The 18,530-nt window shown below is 63.3% G+C and carries 19 protein-coding genes; 9 read left to right on the plus strand and 10 right to left on the minus strand.

Annotation, left to right across the window (positions count from 1 at the left end; all coding sequences use genetic code 11):
• Positions 1 to 6: 6 nt before the first annotated feature.
• Positions 7 to 237 carry a hypothetical protein gene (locus LB565_RS05475; protein WP_224582141.1) on the minus strand — a complete coding sequence of 77 codons (231 nt, stop codon included), beginning with the start codon at positions 235 to 237 and terminating at the stop codon, positions 7 to 9.
• A gap of 163 nt (positions 238 to 400) precedes the next feature.
• Between LB565_RS05475 and parC the strand changes: the two genes are divergently transcribed.
• On the plus strand, positions 401 to 2,656 hold the full coding sequence (gene parC, locus LB565_RS05480) for a DNA topoisomerase IV subunit A (protein WP_224582142.1): 2,256 nt from the start codon (positions 401 to 403) through the stop codon (positions 2,654 to 2,656).
• 281 nt (positions 2,657 to 2,937) lie between these two features.
• Positions 2,938 to 4,134, plus strand: a complete 1,197-nt coding sequence (locus LB565_RS05485) for an AI-2E family transporter (protein WP_224582143.1) — start codon at positions 2,938 to 2,940, stop codon at positions 4,132 to 4,134.
• On the opposite strand, the gene LB565_RS05490 is transcribed toward LB565_RS05485, so the two are convergent.
• From LB565_RS05490 to LB565_RS05505, 4 genes are all read right to left on the minus strand, one after another.
• On the minus strand, positions 4,122 to 5,018 hold the full coding sequence (locus LB565_RS05490; RefSeq protein WP_224582144.1) for a DMT family transporter: 897 nt from the start codon (positions 5,016 to 5,018) through the stop codon (positions 4,122 to 4,124). The genes LB565_RS05485 and LB565_RS05490 overlap by 13 nt on opposite strands.
• A 126-nt stretch (positions 5,019 to 5,144) precedes the next feature.
• Positions 5,145 to 5,909 carry an arginyltransferase gene (locus LB565_RS05495; protein ID WP_224582145.1) on the minus strand — a complete coding sequence of 255 codons (765 nt, stop codon included), beginning with the start codon at positions 5,907 to 5,909 and terminating at the stop codon, positions 5,145 to 5,147.
• A 141-nt stretch (positions 5,910 to 6,050) separates the two neighbouring features.
• On the minus strand, positions 6,051 to 6,521 hold the full coding sequence (locus LB565_RS05500; RefSeq protein ID WP_073989170.1) for an RDD family protein: 471 nt from the start codon (positions 6,519 to 6,521) through the stop codon (positions 6,051 to 6,053).
• A 98-nt stretch (positions 6,522 to 6,619) separates the two neighbouring features.
• Positions 6,620 to 7,303 (minus strand): methyltransferase family protein, encoded by a 684-nt coding sequence (locus tag LB565_RS05505; protein WP_224582146.1) that lies wholly within the window; start codon positions 7,301 to 7,303, stop codon positions 6,620 to 6,622.
• Positions 7,304 to 7,481: 178 nt separating this feature from the next.
• Between LB565_RS05505 and sthA the strand changes: the two genes are divergently transcribed.
• The gene (sthA, locus tag LB565_RS05510) at positions 7,482 to 8,870 is read left to right on the plus strand and encodes a Si-specific NAD(P)(+) transhydrogenase (protein WP_224582147.1); all 1,389 of its coding nucleotides are present in this window, start codon (positions 7,482 to 7,484) and stop codon (positions 8,868 to 8,870) included.
• A gap of 126 nt (positions 8,871 to 8,996) precedes the next feature.
• Here the strand turns inward: sthA and LB565_RS05515 are convergent, their stop codons facing one another.
• A complete protein-coding gene (locus LB565_RS05515; RefSeq protein ID WP_224582148.1) occupies positions 8,997 to 9,662 on the minus strand; it encodes an alpha/beta hydrolase in 666 nt (221 codons plus the stop codon).
• A gap of 198 nt (positions 9,663 to 9,860) precedes the next feature.
• Here LB565_RS05515 and LB565_RS05520 point away from each other — a divergent pair, with 198 nt between their 5' ends.
• Positions 9,861 to 11,099: an OpgC family protein gene (locus tag LB565_RS05520; RefSeq protein WP_224582149.1), complete on the plus strand. Its 1,239-nt coding sequence runs from the start codon at positions 9,861 to 9,863 to the stop codon at positions 11,097 to 11,099.
• 53 nt (positions 11,100 to 11,152) lie between these two features.
• Here the strand turns inward: LB565_RS05520 and LB565_RS05525 are convergent, their stop codons facing one another.
• Positions 11,153 to 12,232, minus strand: coding sequence for a LacI family DNA-binding transcriptional regulator (locus tag LB565_RS05525; protein WP_224582150.1), 1,080 nt, complete (start codon positions 12,230 to 12,232; stop codon positions 11,153 to 11,155).
• Positions 12,233 to 12,407: 175 nt separating this feature from the next.
• Between LB565_RS05525 and LB565_RS05530 the strand changes: the two genes are divergently transcribed.
• Both LB565_RS05530 and LB565_RS29805 read left to right on the plus strand, forming a co-directional pair.
• Positions 12,408 to 12,551: a hypothetical protein gene (locus tag LB565_RS05530; protein ID WP_224582151.1), complete on the plus strand. Its 144-nt coding sequence runs from the start codon at positions 12,408 to 12,410 to the stop codon at positions 12,549 to 12,551.
• A gap of 58 nt (positions 12,552 to 12,609) precedes the next feature.
• On the plus strand, positions 12,610 to 12,741 hold the full coding sequence (locus LB565_RS29805) for a hypothetical protein (RefSeq protein ID WP_263488370.1): 132 nt from the start codon (positions 12,610 to 12,612) through the stop codon (positions 12,739 to 12,741).
• 19 nt (positions 12,742 to 12,760) lie between these two features.
• Here the strand turns inward: LB565_RS29805 and LB565_RS05535 are convergent, their stop codons facing one another.
• The gene (locus LB565_RS05535) at positions 12,761 to 13,135 is read right to left on the minus strand and encodes a DUF423 domain-containing protein (RefSeq protein ID WP_224582152.1); all 375 of its coding nucleotides are present in this window, start codon (positions 13,133 to 13,135) and stop codon (positions 12,761 to 12,763) included.
• Between the two features lie 39 nt (positions 13,136 to 13,174).
• On the minus strand, positions 13,175 to 14,422 hold the full coding sequence (locus tag LB565_RS05540; protein WP_224582153.1) for an MFS transporter: 1,248 nt from the start codon (positions 14,420 to 14,422) through the stop codon (positions 13,175 to 13,177).
• 115 nt (positions 14,423 to 14,537) lie between these two features.
• Here LB565_RS05540 and LB565_RS05545 point away from each other — a divergent pair, with 115 nt between their 5' ends.
• Positions 14,538 to 15,203, plus strand: a complete 666-nt coding sequence (locus LB565_RS05545; RefSeq protein ID WP_224582154.1) for a GntR family transcriptional regulator — start codon at positions 14,538 to 14,540, stop codon at positions 15,201 to 15,203.
• A gap of 119 nt (positions 15,204 to 15,322) precedes the next feature.
• A complete protein-coding gene (locus tag LB565_RS05550) occupies positions 15,323 to 16,294 on the plus strand; it encodes a glycosyl transferase family 90 (protein WP_224582155.1) in 972 nt (323 codons plus the stop codon).
• A 6-nt stretch (positions 16,295 to 16,300) separates the two neighbouring features.
• Here the strand turns inward: LB565_RS05550 and LB565_RS05555 are convergent, their stop codons facing one another.
• A complete protein-coding gene (locus LB565_RS05555; protein WP_224582156.1) occupies positions 16,301 to 17,344 on the minus strand; it encodes an aldo/keto reductase in 1,044 nt (347 codons plus the stop codon).
• Between the two features lie 262 nt (positions 17,345 to 17,606).
• On the opposite strand from LB565_RS05555, the gene ppk2 reads away from it, so the two are divergent.
• On the plus strand, positions 17,607 to 18,527 hold the full coding sequence (gene ppk2, locus LB565_RS05560) for a polyphosphate kinase 2 (protein ID WP_224582157.1): 921 nt from the start codon (positions 17,607 to 17,609) through the stop codon (positions 18,525 to 18,527).
• Positions 18,528 to 18,530: the final 3 nt, after the last annotated feature.

The raw sequence follows: 18,530 nt of genomic DNA on the forward strand, positions 1-18,530 counted from the left end.
ATTTGGCTATGATGAAATTTGTTTTGAAACCTGCTCCATCACCATTCCGTGACGAACGGGACGGGAAGAAGGCATGTCCCGGCACATTTGTCGAAAACGGCGATGAAAAGCAAACTGCGGTCGGCAGCCTTTGCGCGATGCGGTGAATTTGTCATGAAGACCGCGGCTTTCCTCCGCCAGCGCGTTGCATTGCCAGATAGCGGTCGCATGTAACGGATTGATGTTGGCCGGCGTCATGTTGCCGACTAAGCCTGTTGCAGATCGGCGGCAAATTGCAGCCGCCGCGGCGCCGCTTCCGTGAAATCCTTCACACCGTGGGCTGCATGTCTGCGGCCGCGGCGAATGCGCCGATCTTCACGCGGCGCTTGCCGCGAATCACCCGCTCGGCTAGTCCAAATCCATGGGAAAAAGGCTTTTGCCGCCTGATGACAATGGCGGCGGCGATAAAATCGAACCGGTCGATCTGAAGGAAGCGCTCGAGCGGCGCTATCTTGCTTACGCGCTGTCGACCATCATGCACCGGGCGCTGCCGGATGTGCGCGACGGACTGAAGCCGGTCCATCGCCGCATCATGCATGCCATGCGGCTGCTCAGGCTCAACCCCGATCAGGGCTTCGCCAAATGCGCCCGCATCGTCGGCGACGTGATGGGTAAGTTCCATCCGCATGGCGACCAGTCGATCTATGACGCGCTGGTGCGGCTGGCGCAGGATTTCTCGATGCGCTACCCGCTGGTCGACGGGCAGGGCAATTTCGGCAACATCGACGGCGATAACGCCGCTGCCATGCGCTACACCGAAGCGCGCATGACCGAGGTGGCGAGCGAGCTGCTTGCCGGCATCACCGAGGACGCGGTCGATTTCCGGCCGACCTACAATGAAGAGGACGAGGAGCCGTCCGTTCTGCCGGGCGCCTTCCCGAACCTGCTCGCCAACGGCTCGTCGGGCATTGCCGTCGGCATGGCGACCTCGATCCCGCCGCACAACGCGGCCGAGCTTTGCGACGCAGCACTCCATCTGATCGAGCATCCGGAAGCGCCGGTGGCGAAGCTGATGGATTTCGTTCAGGGACCGGATTTCCCGACCGGCGGCATCATCGTCGACAGCCGCGCCTCGATTCTCGAAGCCTATGAGACGGGCCGCGGCGGTTTCCGCGTGCGCTCCAAATGGGGCCAGGAGGACCAGGGCAGGGGCACCTGGAGCATCGTCGTCACCGAGATCCCTTACGGCGTGCAGAAGGCCAGGCTGATCGAGAAGATCGCCGAGCTTTTGATGGCGCGCAAGCTGCCGCTGCTCGAAGACATCCGCGACGAGAGCGCCGAGGACATTCGTATCGTGCTGGTGCCGAAGAGCCGCACTGTCGATCCAGGCCTCCTGATGGAATCGCTCTTCAAGCTCACTGAGCTTGAAAGCCGTTTCCCGCTCAACATGAACGTTTTGTCGCGCGGCAAGGTGCCGAACGTGCTCTCGCTCAAGGGCGTGCTGAAGGAATGGCTCGACCATCGCCGCGAGGTTTTGATCCGCCGCTCGAAATACCGGCTCGGCGAGATCGAGAAGCGGCTGGAAATCCTCGCCGGCTACCTGATCGCCTATCTGAACATCGATGAGGTGATCAGGATCATCCGCGAGGAGGATGAGCCCAAGCAAGTGATGATGGCCCGCTGGTCGCTCACCGACAACCAGGCCGAAGCCATCCTCAACATGCGTCTGCGCGCTTTGCGCAAGCTCGAAGAGATCGAGATCCGCAAGGAGTTCGACGGCCTCACCGAGGAGAAGAAGCAGATCGAGGCCCTGCTGGCGTCCGACGCCAAGCAATGGTCGACGATCAAGTGGGAAGTCGCCAAGGTCCGCGACACGTTCGGTCCCGAGACCGAACTCGGCAGGCGCCGCACCCAGTTCGCCGATGCGCCCGAGCATGATCTGACCGACATCGCCCATGCCATGATCGAGCGCGAGCCGGTCACCGTGGTGGTGTCGGAAAAGGGCTGGCTGCGCGCCATGAAGGGTCACCTGACAGACCATTCGCAGCTCGCCTTCAAGGAAGGCGACAGCCTGAAGCTTGCCTTCCATGCCCAGACCACGGACAAGATCCTGGTCTTCACCACCGGCGGCAAGTTCTACACGATCGGCGCCGACCGGCTGCCGGGCGGGCGCGGCCATGGCGAGCCGATCCGCATCATCGTCGACATGGAGAACGACCAGGACATCGTCACCGCCTTTGTCCATGATCCGAAGCGCAAGCTGCTGCTTGTCTCCTATGACGCCAATGGTTTCGTCGTTTCGGAGGAAGAGGTCGTCGCCAACACCCGCAAGGGCAAGCAGGTGATGAACGTCAAGGCGCCGGACGAGGCCAAGCGCTGCATTCCGGTGTCAGGCGACCATCTCGCCATCGTCGGCGAGAACCGCAAGATGCTGGTCTTCCCGCTGGCCGAAATCCCGGAAATGGCGCGCGGCAAGGGCGTGCGCCTGCAGAAATACAAGGACGGCGGCGTGCTGGACCTGAAGACTTTTACGCTCGAGACCGGGCTCTCCTGGCAGGATTCGGCCGATCGCACCTTCACCAAGTCGCGCGAGGAGCTCGCCGAGTGGATCGGTGCGCGCGCCGCCGCCGGCCGCATGGTGCCGAAGGGTTTCCCGCGGACGGGGAAGTTTGGATGAGCTGCTGATCTCCCCCCTTGTGGGGGAGATGGCCGGCAGGCCAGAGGGGGGGCGCTGTCCCGCCGACCTCTCCGTCCAATTCAGAGCGGCCTTCGTCGGTCTTGTCCGTCCAGGCAGACTTTAGCTAGAAAGGTAGCGATCCTTCGCGCCCCCTCTGTCCTGCCGGACATCTCCCCCACAAGGGGGGAGATTAGCCAATCATTTGGACTATCGTCACGATTGCTGCACTATGATGGTGCATAAGCATCCATTGAACCATCGGGCAGGGGAGAGACGACGGATTGAAGCGGGCCGAGATCCAGAAGCCGGGGCAGCGACTGTTCGGCCTGTCGACGCCGTTGAGGGCAGCCGTCATCCCACCGCTGTCGGCGGCGCGCTGGCTCCTGGTGCTGATCGTCGCCGCCGGCGTCTATTTCTTCCACGGTTTCCTGTTCCCGGTGCTGGCGGCGCTTGTCATCGCCTTCGCCAGCTGGCCGCTCTACCGGCGGCTGCTCACCGCGGTCGGCGGCAACCGCACCGTCGGCGCGACCTTGGCGATCCTCTTCATCCTCACCTTCCTGGTGGTGCCGATCGCGCTTGCCGGCACCTATGCCATCAACGAACTGCGCGAGTGGGTCACCTGGGCGATCGAGACCAATCGGCACGGCGCGGTGACACCCGGTTGGATCGCCACCATGCCGGTGATCGGCGAGTGGCTGAACGAGCAATGGACGGGCTATCTCGGCCATCCGGGCGGCATCGGCGAATTGATCCAGCTGATCAGCGGCTCCAACATCGGCAGCATCTATCGCGGCGCCTTGGCCGCCGGCGGCAGCGCGTTCAGCCTGATGCTGACGCTTCTGTTCATGATGATCGCGTTGTTCTTCGCCTATCGCGACGGCGAGTCTTTCGCGGCCCAGGTCGACCGTCTCGGCGAACGCATCCTGCCGACGCGCTGGGAGCGCATCTCGCGCGTCGTGCCGGCGACCATCTCCTCGACCGTGACGGGCATGACCATCATCGCCATCGGCGAGGGCCTTGTGCTGGGCATCGCCTATTGGCTCGCCGGCGTGCCGTCGCCGGTCACGCTCGGCGCGCTCACCGGCATCATGGCGCTGATCCCGGGCGGCGCGCCGCTTTCCTTCACCCTGGTGTCGATCTATCTCGCCGCCAGCGGCAAGCTTTTCGCCGGTGCGGCCCTGTTCATCTGGGGTGCGGTCGAGCTCTTCATCGTCGACAAGACCTTGCGGCCCAAGCTGGTCGGCGGCCCGATCAAGCTGCCGTTCCTGCCGACCTTTTTCGGCCTGATCGGCGGCGTCAAGACGATGGGTTTTCTTGGCCTGTTCATTGGCCCGGTCTTGATGGCGCTGCTCGTCGCCATCTGGCGCGAATGGCTGCGCGAGGTGGAATTGATGGACGAGATTCCGCCAGTGGACGAGGCCGGCGGGCCGCCCCGGATCGAGGCGGCCGCCGAGCCGAGGAAGATTCAGGCCGGGTGATGCACCGCAAGGTCCGCGTGGCGCTTGCGGCCCTCATGCAATTGCCAGAACGAATGCGCGACCAGCGTTATGATCATGATGCCGCCGCCGATCAGGCTGTTGCGTGACGGTGTCTCGGCGAAGATCATCCACACCCAGACTGGCGCCAGGATCGTTTCCAGGAGATAGAACATCGCGACTTCCGCGCCCGATATGTATTTCGGTCCGTTGGCGAGGCAGAAGAACGCGATCGGCATGACGACACCGCCGTTCAGGATGATCCACCACGGCGCCGCCACATGGAAGCCTGTCCTGGAAACCATGAACGCCGCCACCCCGAAAGGCAGGATTACCCCGATCAGCGCGGTGAAGCCCATGTCCTTGCCGCTGGCACGCGAGATGGTGATGGCGCAGGCAATCAGGAAGGAGGAGCACAAAGCCATCAGGTCGCCGAACAGATATCCGGTGCCGACGGAATCGCCGACGATGATGGCGACGCCGGCTATCATCAGCGCCATTGCAGCGAGGGTCAGCGGCCGTGGCCGCTCCTTCAGGAACAGCCACGACAGCAGCGCCGCGAAGACGGTGTTGAAGGCCAGGATGAAGACGAGATCGGCTGTCGATGTATGGTAGACGGCTGTCATGAAGGCGACCGCGCCGAGCCCGTAGATAACCGCCACGATCAGCCCCGACCAGCCGGGTATCAGTTGCGGCGCATCCTTGCTGAAAGAGCGCCAGACGGCCCACATGATCAGCGCTGCCGCCAAGGTGCAGCTGGTGCGCAGCAAAAGGATGGTCCAGGCTTCGCCGTCCGCGAGCCGAATCAGCGGGATATCGATGCTCAGCACCAAGCCGCCGATGGCGGTGATCAGGAGGCCTTTCTGGTGATCGGTGTGGGAAGACATGTGATCGTTCTCGAAACAAAGCGGGAGCGAAGGCCGGCGCGGTTGCGCACTTTCTCGCGCGAGGGCGCGCAAGACCAGCGTCTTCTCCCTTGAAACACTATAAGGGCGGGTTCGGGAAAACTTGTCTTAGCGACTGACCGCTTCGTGGTCGTAGCGTTCCCAGCCTTTCGGGCCGAGATGCTCCTGCGGCATGAAGCGCATCTTATAATTCATCTTGCGCGAGCCGTTGACCCAGTAGCCGAGATAGACGTGGGGCAGGCCCATCGCCTTGGCTCGGGCGATGTGGTCGAGGATCATGAACGTGCCGAGCGAGCGGTCCTCGAAGTCGGGATTGAAGTAGGAATAGACCATCGACAGGCCATCGGCCATCTTGTCGGTGAGTGCGACGGCGATCAGCTCGCCATGACCTTTGCCGGTGATGAACGTGTCGGGGCCGCGCCGCCGGTATTCGATGATCTTGGTGTCGACATGCGTGTCTTCCACCATCATCGCATAGTCGAGCACGGTCATGTCGGACATGCCGCCGCGGCGGTGGCGGGCGTCGAGATAGCTGCGGAAGAGCGAGTATTGCTCGGTCGAGGGCTGCGCGTCATGCATGGCCCCGACGAGATCGGCGTTGCGCTGGACAACGCGGCGCATGTTGCGGCTGGGGTCGAATTCCTGCGCCAGGATGCGCACCGAGACACAGGCGCGGCACGACTCGCAGGCCGGACGGTAGGCGATGTTCTGCGAGCGCCGGAAGCCGCCTTGCGTGAGCAGGTCGTTCATCTCCGGCGCCTTGTCGCCGACAAGGTGCGTGAACACCTTGCGCTCGAACTGTCCCTCCAGATAGGGGCACGGCGACGGCGCGGTCAGGAAGAACTGCGGCGACTGGGTCGGATGCTGCGTCATCTAATCTTGGAAACGCTCCTGCGAATCGCCCTACCTTTGGCCCGGCCGGCGAAAAATTCAACAGGATTGTGTGGTCGCCACCGGCCCAGCCTGTTCATACTCTAGCACAAATGGCGCAGCGATAGTGGGCGCAGGCACCAGTCAGATGTCGGTGCGGGTGACGACCGTGCCGAGCAAAAGGTCATGCAGCGTGCGCTTGCGATCCGAGAACAGCGTGACCAGCAGCACCAGCGGCGTCAGGATGACGTTGCCGGCCCAGAACAGCACCGAGTGAACCACGGCCGTCATGCCGTCGATGCGGCTGCCGTCGAGCTTCTCCAGGCGAATGCCCATGATCTTCATGCCGGTCGTCGCCTGGTCGCGGCTGCCCAGCGTGTTCCAGATGTAGAGGATGGCAACCATCGGCACCAGCACCGAAAACAGCGCCCAGCCGAGGCCAAAGGTTAAAAGCCCGAGAATGGCGACCAGGATCGCGAAGGGAATGGTCAGCAGCGCGACGAAGAAATAGTCGAGCAGGAAGGCGAAGATGCGCCTCGTGCGCACGCCGCGATAAGCGCGGGTGTCCTCGAACCTCGTCGTGATGATCTCTCCGTCCAATACGCGTGCGTTCATGTCGTTCCTCGATCGCGGCACTCGTATGTGCCTGCCTTCTCAAATGGTGAGAATGGCCCGGAATTCAAGGAACATGCCGGCAACGAACGGGCGCGATGTCAGAAGATGCCGGGGCAGAGCCTGTAGCGGACCCGCCCGAGATAGTCGCGATACTCTTCGGTCAGCGCCAGGATGCGCTCCTCCCGCAGGATGCGATGGATCTGGAACAGGGTGATGATCGCGTAGACGGTGAAATTGTAGAGCGAGAAGCTCGAAAGCAGGAAAAGGATGTGCCCCGCCAGATAGCCGGCATAGATCGGGTGCCGCACGAAGCGGTAGGCGCCGCCGGTGACGACGCCGCGATTGGCCGGCAGGATAGCAAAGGATCGCCCGAGGGACATCTTGCCCCAGATCACCAGCCATAGCGCCAGGAATTGCAGCGGCGCCGCGATATAGAGCGGGATGATGGCGATTCCGTCCTGGAGCGATACGAAACCCGAGCCGAAACCGGCCGTCAGCGAAATGAACACCGTGAAGGGGCTCCAGTCGCGGACAATCGGTCGGCGCGCCAGCAGCAGCCAGGTAAAAGTCAGCACATCGGAGATCATGAGCAGCAGTATGTTCAGCCGGCCCGGATCGATGACCATATGGTACGCGCCGCGATAGACGAAGAGTGCGGCGACGGCCAGCGCGATGAAACGGAACAGGCCCTCGCGCAGATCGGTGAGGGTCTCGCTGTTTCGCAGCCCGGACCAAAACCCCGTTTCTGCCCCGACAAGGGACTCACTTTTGTAAATCGCCAACTCTGTTACCCCAGTGATCCCTCGCTGGCACCATTGCACGTAAGCCTTGCCGTCCAGTTAAGGTTTCGCATGCATTCGGTTGCATTGGCGGATTCGTCTGCCGAGGGAATGGTGTTGTCTGTTGAACATGACATTCTTCCCGGTCTAGCTTGCTGCGGCGCACAAAGGGGACGGGTTCATGGACTACGACATGCTGGTCATCGGCAGCGGCCCTTCGGGCCGCCGCGCCGCGGTGCAATCGGCCAAGCTCGGTAAGTCGGTGCTGGTGGTCGACAGGGGCCGGCGCCTGGGCGGCGTCTCGGTGCATACCGGCACCATCCCGTCGAAGACGCTGCGCGAGACGGTGCTTAATCTATCGGGCTGGCGCGAACGCGGCTTCTACGGGCGCGGCTACCGGGTCAAGCAGGACATTTCGATCTCGGATCTGGTCGACCGGCTGCACAAGACCCTCGACCATGAAGTCGAGGTGCTGCAGCATCAGTTCATGCGCAACACGGTGAAGAGCGCGCGCGCCGCAGTGAAGTTCCTCACCCCGAACAAGGCCAGCCTGACCGCCGAGAATGGCGACTACAGCGAGGTCGGCTTCGCCAATGCGCTGATCGCCGTCGGCACCAGGCCGCACCGGCCGGCCGACGTGCCCTTCGACAGGACGCGCGTCTTCGACAGCGACGAGATGCTGGAACTGCACCATCTGCCGCGCACGCTAACGGTGATCGGCGCCGGCGTCATCGGCGTCGAATACGCCACCATCTTTTCCGCGCTCGACGTGCCGGTGACACTGGTCGAGCCACGCAACACCATCCTCGACTTCATCGATCGCGAGATCGTCGACGACTTCATCCACCAGATGCGCGACCGCGGCATGACCATCCGGCTGGGCAGCACGGTCAAGGAGATCGCTTCGAAACCCGACCATGCCGAGGTGACGCTGGCGGATGGCCGCACCATCCGCTCGGAGATGGTGCTCTACGCCGCCGGCCGCACCGGCAATGTCGCCAGCCTCGGCCTCGACATGGTCGGCATCGAGGCCGACGCCCGCGGCCGCATCAAGGTCGACCCGCACACCTTCCAGACCAGCGTGCCCAACATCTACGCGTCCGGCGACGTCATCGGCTTCCCGAGTCTTGCCTCGACGTCGATGGAGCAGGGCCGGGTGGCGGCCTGCCATGCCTTCGGCGTCAACCTGCCGCCGCCGCCCGAGAGCTTCCCGTACGGCATCTACGCCGTGCCGGAGATCTCGACCGTCGGTCTGTCGGAAGAGCAGGTGCGCGAAAGCGGCGCCGCCTATGAGGTCGGCCTTGCGCGTTTTCGCGAGACCTCACGCGGTCACATCATGGGCGTCTCAAGCGGCTTCCTGAAGCTGTTGTTCTCGGTTGAGACGCGCCGCCTGCTCGGCGCCCACATCGTCGGCGAGGGTGCCACCGAGCTCATCCACATCGGCCAGGCGGTGATCAATCTCGGCGGCACGGTCGATTTCTTCGTCAACAACACCTTCAACTACCCGACGTTGGCCGAGGCCTACAAGATCGCCGGTCTGGACGCCTGGAACCGAATGGGGCAGGGATGAGGGCTTTCCCCTGCGGCTGATCGAGCACTCGTTCCCCAACGCGTATCCGGACGATGCTCCTGAACCCGTATTGCGAGCGGGCTCGACCTTTTGATTGCCGCACCGAAGCCCGCCTGGCCGGACCGGTCAGGCGATCGCTACAGGTGCTGCCAGCCACTGCCGCACGATCGCGGCGTCCGCATCGCCGAATTCATGGCCCAAGGCGACGATGCGCGCGTCGACCTCGGCGTGGCGTTCGCTGAACAGCGTCACCAATGCGGGCGCGAACGAACCATAGGTCTGGTCGGCAGCGCCGGCAATGATCAACACGCGGCTGCCGCCGAGGTCGCTCATCGGCGGTTTGTCGAGCACCGGCATCGCCCGCAACAGCGCTGCTTGCCTGACCAGGCCGGGGTGGAGCAGCATCAGGCTGGAGACGACATTCGCGCCGTTGGAATAACCAAGGAAGGTCGCGCGTTTCAGGTCGAGCCCCTGCACCTCCACGACGTCCGTCACGAATTGGGCATAGGCTGATGTCTCGGCACGGATGGAGACCTGCTCGAAGCTGGTCGGCGTGATTCGCTCGAACCAGCGAAATCCTTCCTCTTGGCGGATGCGGCCGCGCGCTGCGACGATAATCGCGTCCGGCGCGATCTGCCTCGCCAGCGGCAGCATCGTCGTCTCGTCGACACCTGACCCGTGCAGCACGAACAGGCACTCGCCGCTTGCGTTTGCCGGCCTCAGCAGACGGTAGGGGAAGGTTAGATCCCCGCGCAGGATGCTGTTTTCGTCGCTATATTCGGAAGCGCTCATATCGATTTGATTCCATGAGAGATTTGTTGATTTGCCGGCTTCAAAACGGATTGTTTTCGCGCTCCGCGAAAGTTGATTGAACCAGGCGCATTTCAGTCCGTTTCTGCGGCGATACACTCCCCATGGGAGGAATCGAAGCGGTGCGCCCCGGGGGTCGCATTGCTGGCTATGAACAACCAGCTTTGAGGCCTTTTGTCGATGACCACCCCTGTTCCTAACGACCGCGATAAGCGGGTCGGAGAGCGCGACACGCGCATCAATGATCGTGACACACGTATCAACGATCGTGACACACGTATCGACGTGCTGCGCGCGCTCGCGCTGCTCACCATTTTCATCGACCATGTCCCCGGCACGGTATTCGAGAACTGGACCTACAAGAATTTCGGCTTCTCCGATGCGGCCGAAGCCTTCGTGCTGATCTCCGGCATCTCGGTGGCGCTGGCTTACGGCACGAAGTTCAAGCCGGGCGGCCGGTTGCTCGCGACGCTGAAGATGTGGCGGCGCGCCGGTGTGCTCTACATCTCCCACATCGTCATCACGATGGTGGTGATCGCGCTGTTTTGCGCCGCCGCGCTGTTCGTGCACCGGCCGGAAATGCTGACGATGATCAATATCGAGCCCTTGATGCGCAACACACCGCAGGCGCTGCTCGGCATCGTCATGCTCGGCCACCAGCTCGGCTACAACAACATCCTGCCGGTCTATGCGGCGCTGCTTCTGGCGGCGCCCGCGTTCGTGCTGTTCGTCAGCTATCGGCCGGTGCCGGCGCTGATCGTATCCGGCCTGCTCTGGCTCGCCGCCGGCATCTGGCAGATCGCGCCACCGAATTATCCGGAGCCCGGCTTCTGGTTCCTCAACCCGCTGTCGTGGCAGTTCCTGTTCAACATCGGCCTTGCCGCCATGCTGCATGTGAAGCGCGGCGGGCGGATCCCGGCCAATCCGTGGCTGCTTGGTGCCGCCGGCATCTATGTGGTCGGCGCGGCGATCTGGGTGCACAGTCCGCTCTGGGGTCAGATCACCTGGTTCAACCTGCCGGTGGTGATCGGCGGCTTCGACAAGACTTTCCTGTCGCTGCCGCGGCTCTTGCACATTCTGTCGGTCAGCTATCTGATCGTGGCGCTGCCGGCGGTCTCCAACCTGTTCCGCGTCCGGCCCGACAACCCCCTGGCGATCCTGGGCAAGCGCTCGCTGCCTGTGTTCATCGCCGGCACGCTGCTGGCCATGGCGGCGCAGGTGCTGAAGCTGATCAATCCGGGAGGCCTGGCCTACGATACGCTGCTGATCGCAGCCGGCATCGCCATGCAGCTCGCGCTCGCGCTCTATCTCGAATGGCTTGCCGGCCTCGGCCCGTCCCGCGCCAAGCAGGTGCGCGAGGAGCCCGGGCGTGCGCCATTCGGCGCGCACCCAGTGCCGGTGAGGATGGGCGGTTACTGACGCGGCCCAGGTAAAGCGCCCGGTAGATTTGCGTGCAGATCGCCTGAGCGTGCTCAGGCTTTCGGAGCCGGGCCGGTCGAGCCTCTGACGACGAACTCGACCCCCATCGTCTCGCGCCGCACGGCGCCGTCATGATCGAGGATCATGCGTGCGGCGCGCCGGCCGATCTCGGTGATCGGCTGGGCGATCGTCGTCAGTGGCGGCGTGGACAGCGCGCCGTCCGGCACGCCGTCGAAACCGACAATGGAAACATCGCCGGGCACGGCCAAGCCCCTTGCTCTCAGCCAGTCGATGGCGATCAGGGCCATGCGGTCCGACATCGCCAGGATGGCGGTCGGCGGATCGGCCCTGGCGAAGATCGCCTCGAGGCCGGCCCTGGTGCTTTTTTCCTCGTTCTCGGTCTCATAGACCGGGATTTTCGCCGTATCGATACCGAAGCCGGAAAGCTCCTCGAAATAGCCGGCAAGGCGATCGCGCGTGCCGGTATAGACGGCGCTGCGAACCACCTCCGGCGTCACGAAGCCGGTGCGATTGTCGGCGAAGCCAAGCGACAGCACGGCAAAGCGGCGATGTCCGAGCTCGGCGAGATGGCGCGCCGCGAGCCGCGCACCTGCGACATTGTCGACGCCGATCGCCGACACGGTCTCGTCCTGGAAACCGAGTTCAAGCGCGACGAAGGGCAACCTGCGCTCGCGTGTCAGGTCGACAAGACGCGAGCCGCCTTCGATGCAGAACAGTATGAAACCGTCGACAAGCGCGCTCTGGATATTCCAGGCGAGCTTTTCCTGATTGGCGGCAGATACCAGCGCGATGCCCGCGCCGGTGGCGTCACAGGCTTCGGAAATGCCGGCCATCATCACGCGGGCGAAGGGATCGTCAAAGAAATAGGAGAGGGGCTCGGTGGTGGCGACGCCGATGGCGTTGACCTTGCCCGCGCGCAGCAGCCGGCCTTTCGGGTCCGGGCCGGCATAGCCCATCTGCTCCGCGACCGCCTTGACCCGCTCGCGCACTTCGGCGCGCACGATCTCGGGGCGGCTGAAAACGTTCGAGGCCGTACCATGCGAGACGCCGGCGGCCTTGGCGATGTCGGCCAGCCTGATCGGTCTTGCCTGGCCTTCGAGGAGTGATGCCATGTCGTTCCTCCGAATCCGGTCACGGAAAGAACATGACCGCTGAATTGCTGCCGGTCATCTAACATTTTTGTTGGATCGATTCAAATTCCGCTTGACGCCGCGTGATTAAGGCCTATTTTTTGAATCGATCCAAGTCATCCGCTTTATAGTGAAGCGATACCAACAGGAGGGTGCCGTGCATCCGGTCAGTTATTTGTTCGAGGACATCTACGGTAACAACTGGGGCATCGCCTCGGCCGCCATTAGCCAGAAGCGGTGCAGCAGAGCGGGTCCCTGGCGCCGCGAGCTGCGCTTCCTCGTGGAGCGCAAGCGCGGCTGAACCGCAGCCATTTTCCGCATCCAAGTATTGGATCGATTCAACTCGAGGAGAAGCAGTCATGCATCCGATTGGTCATCTGTTTCAGGACATCTACCGCAACTATTGGGGCATCACGCGCGGAGCCGAGCAGCCCGAGCGGCGCCGCGCCAACGACCTGCCTGCGCGCAAGCGCAAGCGGCGCGCCGGTTAAAAACAGTTGCCGGAAATACCTACGGCCGAGGACGCCACAGCGCCGAGACGCCGATCGCTATCCAGCCGACAATTAAAAGTGTGCCGCCGATCGGCGCCGATATCGGGAACAGCCGCGAGCCGAGAAAGTCGCGGGCCAAAAGATCGCCGCAGAACAGAAGCAGGCCCGCGAGCAGGATGAGGCTGGCGATCCTGAGGCAGCGATTGCCGCCGGCAAGACCGATGGCAAGAAATGCCGGCGCATGCATCAGCAGGAAATTGGCCGCCGTGCCGGTGAGGGCGCCGCCGCGATGCGCGGCTGCCGCCGACAGCGCCACGCCGGCCGCGCCGACGAGGCCGGCTGCCAGCACGAGGACGCGGCTCCCGCCGTCTGACGCTTGCCCGGTAAGGCTCATCCTGGATGCTCCATGCTGCGGTCGAGGCGGAGGCGCCGGTTAGGATTCGCCGGCTTCGAGCAGCATATGCCGTGCCCGGCGCGATTGGACAGTCCAGTTATAGACCGCGCCGAGCGCCATCAGCACCGCTGTGCCCAGAAACACCGAGCGCATGCCGAAATGCCCGCCGACGAAGCCGCCGGATAGCGGTCCCGCGACCTGGCCGACATATTGCGCCGAGATCGCCAGGCCAAGCACATTGCCGCCGATCCCGTCGGGGATGTTATGGCGGATCACGCTGGTGATGCAGGGTAGCAACCCGCCCAGCGCCAGGCCCATCAGGAAGCGCAGGCCGATCAACTGCCAGCCATTGGTGACGAAGGCTTGCGGAATGAGCAGCAATGCCGAGACCGCCAGCGCGCCGACCACGACGTTCCAGTGGCCGATGCGGTCGGCAAGTTTCCCCAGCCAGGATGAGGAGAGGATGGTGCCGAGCGCCGCCGCCGACATGACGACGCCTGCGACCATGGTCACCTTGCTCTGGTCCTCGACGAGCTGCTGCACATAGACGGTGATGATCGGCTCGATCGACATGGTGGCGAAGGCGAGCAGCATGCCGGTGGCCAGCATGGCGATGACCGGCCGCTTGTCGGAGATCTGCGACCAGCCGCTCTTCGGCTTCGCCATCGAGGCGGGCTTCGGCGCCGGCGGGTTCTCCTTGATCAGGAAAGTCGTCGCCAGGAATGCCAGGAAGATGACGCCGCCGGAAAGCAGGAAGGTCGCGCGAATGCCGATCAGCGGCGGCAGCAGGCCGCCAAGCAGCGGTCCGACCAGCGATCCCGCCGTGATGCCCGCCGCCAGCACGCCCAGTGCCCAGCCAGAGCGCTCCTTCGGCGTCTGCATCGCAACCAGGATTGTCGAGCCCGAGGAATAGCCGCCGGCGAACCCGATCAGCAGCCGAAGCAGCACCAGTTGCCAGACGCTCTCAACCATGCCGGTCAGCGACATGCAGATCGCCATGCCGAACGAAGCGCGCACCAGCATCAGCTTGCGGCCGTAGCGGTCGCCCAGCCGGCCCCACAAGGGCGCGACCAGCGCGGCCGCGAAAAAGGTCGCGCCATAGGCGATGCCCGACCACTGCACGATCGCTGCGTGGCCTTCGGCGCCGAGCTGCTCGACGTAAAGCGGCAGGAACGGCAGCAGCAGCGTCATGGCGATGAGCGTGCTGAACGAGCCGGCGAAGCAGACGGCGAGGTTGCGCCGCCAATGGATGTTGATGCCGCTCTGTTCGGATTCGTTGGGCGTCATGTCACGTGTGCCAATGCTGGGGTTGTTACGGATACCAGTTTGGGATACCAAGCTGGTATCCGTCATGAACCTGGCACTTGCCGCTGTCAATGCGGCTTGGAAAGCGGGACGACAAATGTCGCAGATGCAGAATGTCGAAAGGCAGCTTCGCGAGATGATCCTTGGGCTGGAGATCGGCCCGGGCGAGCGTTTGACCGAGCGCTGGATCGAGAGCCGGTTCGGCGCTTCGCGCACGCCGGTGCGGGCGGCGCTGCTGCGCCTGGAAACGGAAGGCCTGATCGCCCGCGACGGCCGCGGCTGGACGGTGGCGCCGATCAACCTCGCGGAGCTCGGGCAGATCGCCGTCTATCGCGAGGCGGTCGAGGTGGCCGCGGTTCGCCTGACGGCGGCACTCGAAGACCGCAGCGGGATCGAGGTGATCGCGGCGATGCTCGATTCCTGCGGCGCCGAGACGCCGCGCGAGGAATGGCATCGCGTCGGCCTGGATTTCCACATCGAATTGGCGAGACTTTCCGGCAACGAGTTTCTGCTCAGGGCCGTTCGCGATGCGATGACGAGACTGTCACGCGCGCGCTGGCTGGAGGTGCGGGACGAGAAGGCGCTCGGCCGCGCCTGGGCCGAGCACCACGCCATCCTCGCTGCCGTGAGGCGTGGCGATGCCGAGGCAGCGGCGCGGCTGCTTGCCGCTCACATCGCCGGCAGTCGCGACCGGCTGGTCACCTCACTGCATGACGACCGGCGCGGATTGCGCGCCAGAGGGTTCGCCGTCGTCGCGGCGTAAGTTGTCGTGTGGCCAATCGCATTAGCAGGCTTGCAACATGGCCGGGAGAATGCTGTAGGAGACGAGGGGGATGAAGGCCGACCGACTACCATTGACCATCTTGCTGAACTCCCGGACGCATGGCCACACTCTCTCGAACCGCCGCAAAGCTGTTCTATTACGCGCGCAATTTCGCTCGTGACCGCGCACCGCAATCGCTGTTTCGCGGCCGTCTGGCCAGCCGGCTCGAGCAAGCCAGGCTTTCGGGCAAGACGGTTCGCGAGCGACTGAACTATTACAACAAGCTGGAAGAGCCGTTCGTGCCCAGTCCGGACGCCATAGCCGTCGGCAAGCTGCCGACCTCTTCCAGCATGTATTATTACGACCTCAAGGAATTCGCCCGCTATTTCGATCCCGGCCTGCTAATCGATTTCGAGTTCGGCGACGTCGTCGGCGTTCCGGAGCTCCCGAGGATCGTCAAGGACCGGCCCATCGGCGACGACAATGCCAACGGCGTGCTGATGAAGCTGAACAAGTTCCGTCACTTCTACATGCCGCCCGACGAGCTGTCTTTTGCCGACAAGCGCCCGATGGTGGTCTGGCGCGGTCATCTCAACAATCCGCTTCGCACCCGCTTCGTGGAAAGGGCCGCCAACCTGCCGATTTGCGATGCGGGTTCCCACAGGGCCGACGCGCCGGACGGATACCGCAAGCCGTACCTGAACATCGAGCAGCAGCGGCGCTATCGCTACATCGTCTCACTTGAGGGCAATGATGTCGCGACGAATCTGAAATGGATCATGAGCTCCAATTCGCTCTGCCTGATGCCGGAACCGACCTACGAAACCTGGTTTGCGGAAGCCCAGGTCGAGCCCAACATCCACTATGTGCCCCTGCAGCCGGATTTCTCCGACCTGGTCGATAAGGTTGCCTATTTCGAAAAACATCCCGCCGAGGCACGGCGGATTACCGCCGCCGCCAACGACTATTGCAGCAAATTCGGCAATGAGCAGCATGAGCAGGCGATCTCGCTGCTCGTCCTCTATAAATATTTCGTGCTGAGCGGGCAGATTAAGCCCGACCCGGAAGTCTGGCGCTTTATCGCCGGCTGAGCGTTTTTAAGCGTGAGAGCGGTCGAGCACCTTGTCGGCAGGCCCGAAACGGTCCCTGGCCGTGAACTGCTGATGCCAGTAGGGATAAAGCACAGGCGGCCGGCTGACCTCATCGAGGCGCTGTCGCTCCTCTTCGCTGAGCGACAGGCTGGCCGCGGCGAGATTGTCCTTGAGCTGCGCCTCGTTCCGGGCGCCGATAACCAGCGAGCTTACAGCCGGACGGCCGAGCAGCCAGGCAAGCGCCACCTGCGCCCCTGAGACGCCGTGTGCCTTGCCGATGTCGTTGAGCACGTCGACGATGCGCCACAGACGACCCTCGTCGCGGATCGGCGGTTCCGTCCAGCCGCCGATCTGGCGCGCGGTCGGGCTATCGCGATTGTATTTGCCGGAGAGCAGTCCGCCCGCCAGCGGGCTCCAGACCAGCACGCCGAGGCCTTGGTCGACAGAGATCGGCAGCAATTCATATTCGGCTTCGCGCGCTTCCAGCGTGTAGTGGATCTGCTGGGTGACGAACCGGGCCTGATGGCGGCTGTCGCTGACGGCAAGTGCCTTCATCACCTGCCAGCCCGACCAGTTGGAGCAGCCGATGTAACGGATCTTGCCCTGGTTCACCAAGGTGTCGAGCGCCGCGATCGTCTCCTCGACCGGGGTGAGCCCATCCCATTGATGGACGAAATAGACGTCGATGACGTCGGTCCTGAGCCGCTTCAGGCTCTTTTCGCATTCACGGATGAGATGGTGTCGCGACAGACCCTCGTCATTGGGGCCGCTGCCGATGCGCATGCGCGCCTTGGACGCGATCAGCACGTCGTTCTTGCGCTTGCCGCCAAGCGCCTCGCCGATGATTTCTTCCGACAATCCGTTGGAATAGACGTTTGCCGTGTCGATGAGGTTGATGCCGGCATCGATGCAGGTGTCGATGATGCGCCTGGCCTCCGCGAGGTCGGAATTGCCGACGGCGGCGAACGGACCGGCGCCGCCGAAGGTCATGGTGCCAAGCGTCAATGTCGAGACTTTCAAGCCGGATCGGCCGAGCGTGCGGTATTCCATGTCGGTCCTCGCAATTTGTTTGAAGAAGCGCCGTGGCGAGCGCCGGAAAGAGGCGAGGGGATTTGTAGGACAATTCCCGCCGTTTGTCGCCCCGCTATCGATACGGGTCGATCACATATCTGCTATATCGACCTCGCTGTCGGCCGATTGCAATAAAACCGTCATTGCGCCTCTGTATCTCAGTCGGCTTAAGGAATGTCCGTCCGGAGCCGGCGTGGCATTCCGAAGCGATGATGGCTGACAGGCAGGACGGAGTTGCGCGATGAATGAATTGAAACCGAATTCCGGGGCGAAGGACTGGCTCGAAGCCGAACTCGAGGACACGCTCGACGAGGACTATGAGCTGGAGCTTTCCGAACCGGCGCTCTCGCTCGAGATCGCCAAGATCTACAGGAAGTCGCATCCGCCTTCCATGGAGCGCATGACCTATTTCCGGGAGCTGCTCAGGCTGCAGTCGGAACTGATCAAGCTGCAGTCCTGGGTCGCCTACCACAAGAAGAAGCTGGTGGTGGTCTTCGAGGGCCGCGACTCCGCCGGCAAGGGCGGCGTCATCAAGCGCATCACGCAGCGGCTCAACCCGCGCATCGCCCGTGTCGTGGCATTGCCGGCGCCGACCGAGCGCGAGAAGTCGCAATGGTATTTCCAGCGCTACGTGCCGCATCTGCCAGCGGGCGGTGAGATCGTGCTGTTCGACCGCTCCTGGTACAACCGCTCCGGCGTCGAGCGCGTGATGGGCTTTGCGGATGCCGATCAGGTCGAGGAGTTCTTCCGCGACGTGCCGGAATTCGAGCGCATGCTGGTTCGTTCCGGCATCACCCTGGTGAAATACTGGTTCTCGATCACCGACGAGGAGCAGCAGATGCGCTTCCTGATGCGCATCCACGATCCGATGAAGCAGTGGAAGCTCTCGCCGATGGACCTGCAGTCGCGCGTGCGCTGGGAGCAGTACACCAAGGCCAAGGAAGAGACCTTCGCCCGCACCAACATTCCGGAAGCGCCCTGGTTCATCGTCGAGGGCAACGACAAGAAGCGGGCGCGGCTGAACTGCATCGACCATCTGTTGCAGCAGATGCCCTATGAGGAGGTACCGCACGAGGACATCACGCTGCCGGAACGCGTCTTCAACCCGGAATATGAGCGCCAGGTCCTGCCGCGCGAGCTTTATGTGCCGGAGAAGTATTGAGCG

The organism is Mesorhizobium sp. CA14 (assembly GCF_020165195.1).
GTDB lineage: Bacteria > Pseudomonadota > Alphaproteobacteria > Rhizobiales > Rhizobiaceae > Mesorhizobium.

Excerpts from the sequence above, each read along its gene's own strand:
- LB565_RS05475 (WP_224582141.1), bottom strand. The coding sequence starts at position 237 with ATGACGCCGGCCAACATCAATCCGTTACATGCGACCGCTATCTGGCAA.
- parC (WP_224582142.1), top strand. The coding sequence starts at position 401 with ATGGGAAAAAGGCTTTTGCCGCCTGATGACAATGGCGGCGGCGATAAA.
- LB565_RS05490 (WP_224582144.1), bottom strand. The coding sequence starts at position 5,018 with ATGTCTTCCCACACCGATCACCAGAAAGGCCTCCTGATCACCGCCATC.
- LB565_RS05495 (WP_224582145.1), bottom strand. The coding sequence starts at position 5,909 with ATGACGCAGCATCCGACCCAGTCGCCGCAGTTCTTCCTGACCGCGCCG.
- LB565_RS05500 (WP_073989170.1), bottom strand. The coding sequence starts at position 6,521 with ATGAACGCACGCGTATTGGACGGAGAGATCATCACGACGAGGTTCGAG.
- sthA (WP_224582147.1), top strand. The coding sequence starts at position 7,482 with ATGGACTACGACATGCTGGTCATCGGCAGCGGCCCTTCGGGCCGCCGC.
- LB565_RS05515 (WP_224582148.1), bottom strand. The coding sequence starts at position 9,662 with ATGAGCGCTTCCGAATATAGCGACGAAAACAGCATCCTGCGCGGGGAT.
- LB565_RS05520 (WP_224582149.1), top strand. The coding sequence starts at position 9,861 with ATGACCACCCCTGTTCCTAACGACCGCGATAAGCGGGTCGGAGAGCGC.
- LB565_RS05525 (WP_224582150.1), bottom strand. The coding sequence starts at position 12,232 with ATGGCATCACTCCTCGAAGGCCAGGCAAGACCGATCAGGCTGGCCGAC.
- LB565_RS29805 (WP_263488370.1), top strand. The coding sequence starts at position 12,610 with ATGCATCCGATTGGTCATCTGTTTCAGGACATCTACCGCAACTATTGG.
- LB565_RS05535 (WP_224582152.1), bottom strand. The coding sequence starts at position 13,135 with ATGAGCCTTACCGGGCAAGCGTCAGACGGCGGGAGCCGCGTCCTCGTG.
- LB565_RS05540 (WP_224582153.1), bottom strand. The coding sequence starts at position 14,422 with ATGACGCCCAACGAATCCGAACAGAGCGGCATCAACATCCATTGGCGG.
- LB565_RS05545 (WP_224582154.1), top strand. The coding sequence starts at position 14,538 with ATGTCGCAGATGCAGAATGTCGAAAGGCAGCTTCGCGAGATGATCCTT.
- LB565_RS05550 (WP_224582155.1), top strand. The coding sequence starts at position 15,323 with ATGGCCACACTCTCTCGAACCGCCGCAAAGCTGTTCTATTACGCGCGC.
- LB565_RS05555 (WP_224582156.1), bottom strand. The coding sequence starts at position 17,344 with ATGGAATACCGCACGCTCGGCCGATCCGGCTTGAAAGTCTCGACATTG.
- ppk2 (WP_224582157.1), top strand. The coding sequence starts at position 17,607 with ATGAATGAATTGAAACCGAATTCCGGGGCGAAGGACTGGCTCGAAGCC.